The following is a 2,772-nucleotide window of genomic DNA, read 5'->3' as shown; positions in this document are numbered from 1 at the left end:
GTCCGCGTCGTGGCCTGCGACATCGCGGACCGCGCCGCCGTGACGGACCTGCTCGCGGACATGCCCGCCGCGCACCCGCTGACAGCGGTCGTGCACGCGGCGGGCGCGCTCGCCGACGGCACCGTCGCCTCGCTGACCCCCGAAAGCCTCGACCACGCGCTGCGCGCCAAGGTCGGCGGTGCGGTCAACCTGCACGAGCTGACCCGGGACCACACCCTGTCGGCGTTCATCCAGTTCTCCGCCCTCGCGGGCACGCTCGGCAACGCAGGACAGGCCAACTACGCCGCGGCCAACGCCTTCCTGGACGCCCTGGCGGCGCGGCGCAGGGCAGCCGGCCTGCCCGGCACCTCGCTGTGCTGGGGCTGGTGGGAACAGAGCAGCGGCATGACCGGGGACCTCGACCGGGCCGACCTCTCCCGGCTGCGGCGGACGGGCATCGACGCGATGCCGACGGCCGAGGCACTCGCCCTCTTCGACGCGGCGTGCGCGAGCGGCAAACCCGTCCTCGTCCCCGCCCGGCTGGACGTCGCCGCCCTGCGCGCCGAGACCGGTGACGCACTGCCGCCGCTCCTGCGCGACCTCGTCGAGAGCGGCCGCTCCCGGCGCGACAAGGCGGGCGCGGCCAAGGACAGCGGCTCCGCAGGCCTGCCCGCCGGACTGCTCGCCCTGCCGGCGGACGAGGCGCAGGCAGCCGTCCTCGACTGGGTCCGCGACCAGGTCGCCCTCGTGCTCGGGCACCCGTCCGCCGCGCTCGTCGACGTCGAACAGGCCTTCACCAAGCTGGGATTCGACTCCCTGACCTCGGTCGAACTCTGCAACCGCCTGGCCTCCGCCACCGGACTGCGCCTGCCGTCGACCCTCGTCTTCAGCTACCCGACACCACACGAACTGGGCGCGCACCTGACCGACCTGCTGCGCCCGGCCCCCGACACCGCCACGACCGAGGACGCCGAGGACGCCGAGGACGCCGAGGACGCGGCGATCCGACAAGTGCTCCGGAGCGTCTCGATCGACAGTCTGCGCAGCGCGGGCCTCCTGGAACCGGTCCTGGCCTGCGCCGGTCCGACGCGCCCGGACACGGATGCCGGCGCCGACACCGACGCGGACGAACTGTCGGACCTGGACCTGGAAGCACTGGTCGACCTGGCTCTGGACGAGAAGAGGTAACGGACATGACCCACTCCACGGACCGCACGGCAGCGGACGGAGCGGACCGGGTCCAGCGGGCGCTGCGCACCCTGCTGGAGGAGCGTGACCGCCTCCGGCAGGAGAACGACGCCCTGAAGGCCGGCCGCACCGAGCCGATCGCCGTGGTCGCCATGTCCTGCCGCTACCCCGGAGGCGTCTCGACGCCCGAGGACCTGTGGGACATGCTCCGCGACGGCCGCGACGCCGTCGACGAGTTCCCGAAGGACCGCGGGTGGCGGGACGTGTACGACCCGGACCCCGACGCCGTCGGCAGCTCGTACTCGCGCCATGGCGGATTCCTCGGCGACGTCGCCGATTTCGACGCGGGCTTCTTCGGCATCAGCCCGCGCGAGGCCCTCGCGGTCGACCCGCACCATCGCCTGCTCCTCGAGACGTCGTGGGAGGCCTTCGAACGGGCGGGCATCGTTCCCGCCGACGTACGCGGGACCGACGTCGGCGTCTTCTCCGGGGTGAGCTCGTCCGAGTACGGGTGGCGGTTCCTGGAATCGGGCCAGAAGGAGCTGGAGGGCCACCTGCTGTACGGCAGCGCCCTGAGCGTCGCCTCCGGGCGGGTGGCCTACGAACTGGGCCTGACCGGACCCGCGGTGTCCGTGGACACGGCGTGCTCGTCGTCGCTGGTCGCCCTGCACATGGCCGCCCAGTCGCTGCGCTCGGGGGAGTGCTCCCTCGCGCTGGCGGGCGGGGCGTCGGTGATGTCGACGCCCGCGTTCTTCGTGGAGTTCTCCCGGCAGGGCGCCCTGTCGGCCGACGGCCGGTGCAAGGCCTTCGCGGACGGCGCCGACGGGACCGGCTGGGCCGAGGGGGTGGGCGTGCTCCTGCTGGAGCGGCTGTCCGACGCACGCCGCAACGGCCACCCGGTACTGGCCGTCCTGCGCGGCTCCGCGGTGAACCAGGACGGCGCGAGCAACGGTCTGACCGCCCCCAACGGCCGCGCCCAGGAACGGGTGATCCGCACGGCGCTGGCCAACGCCGGGGTCGCGGCCGCCGAGGTGGACCTGGTCGAGGCCCATGGCACCGGCACCACGCTGGGCGACCCCATTGAGGCAGGCGCCCTGCTGGCCACCTACGGGCAGGGCCGAGCCGAGAACAGGCCGCTGTGGCTGGGGTCGTTGAAGTCGAACATCGGTCATGCCATGGCCGCCGCCGGGGTCGGCGGCGTCATCAAGGCCGTGCTGGCCCTGCGCCACGGATACCTGCCGAAGACCCTGCACGTGGAGACGCCCTCAGCGCACGTGGACTGGTCCGCCGGGGACGTCGAACTCCTGGTGGAGGGACGCGAATGGACCCGCGCGGACGGCCCGCGGCGGGCGGGGGTGTCGTCGTTCGGGGTCAGCGGCACCAACGCGCACGTGATCCTCGAAGAGGAGCCACAAGAACAGGAGCAGGAGCAGGCGGACGGCCCGGCGCCGGAGGCGGGCGTGGTCGGCGGGCTCGTGCCCTGGGTGCTGTCGGCCAAGAGCGCGGCGGCCCTGGCCGGACAGGCGGCCAAGCTGCACGCACGCGTCGCGGCCGAGCCCGACGCGGATGTCGCCGCCGTCGGGGCGTCGCTGGTGTCGGGCCGCT

Annotated in this window: 2 protein-coding genes; both read left to right on the top strand. The window is 73.9% G+C overall.

The window, feature by feature from the left end:
* Nucleotides 1-1,167 (top strand): beta-ketoacyl reductase (locus G3I40_RS30405; RefSeq protein WP_164305837.1); only part of this gene is annotated, 1,167 nt, incomplete at its 5' end.
* 5 nt (nucleotides 1,168-1,172) lie between these two features.
* The coding region (locus G3I40_RS30400) for a polyketide synthase (protein WP_164305836.1) at nucleotides 1,173-2,772 on the top strand (1,600 nt) is incomplete at its 3' end.

Origin of the sequence: Streptomyces sp. SID14478, assembly GCF_010548525.1 — a bacterium.
GTDB lineage: Bacteria > Actinomycetota > Actinomycetes > Streptomycetales > Streptomycetaceae > Streptomyces.
Note: the sequence above shows the minus strand (reverse complement) of the source record. Positions and strands in the feature narration are given on the sequence as shown.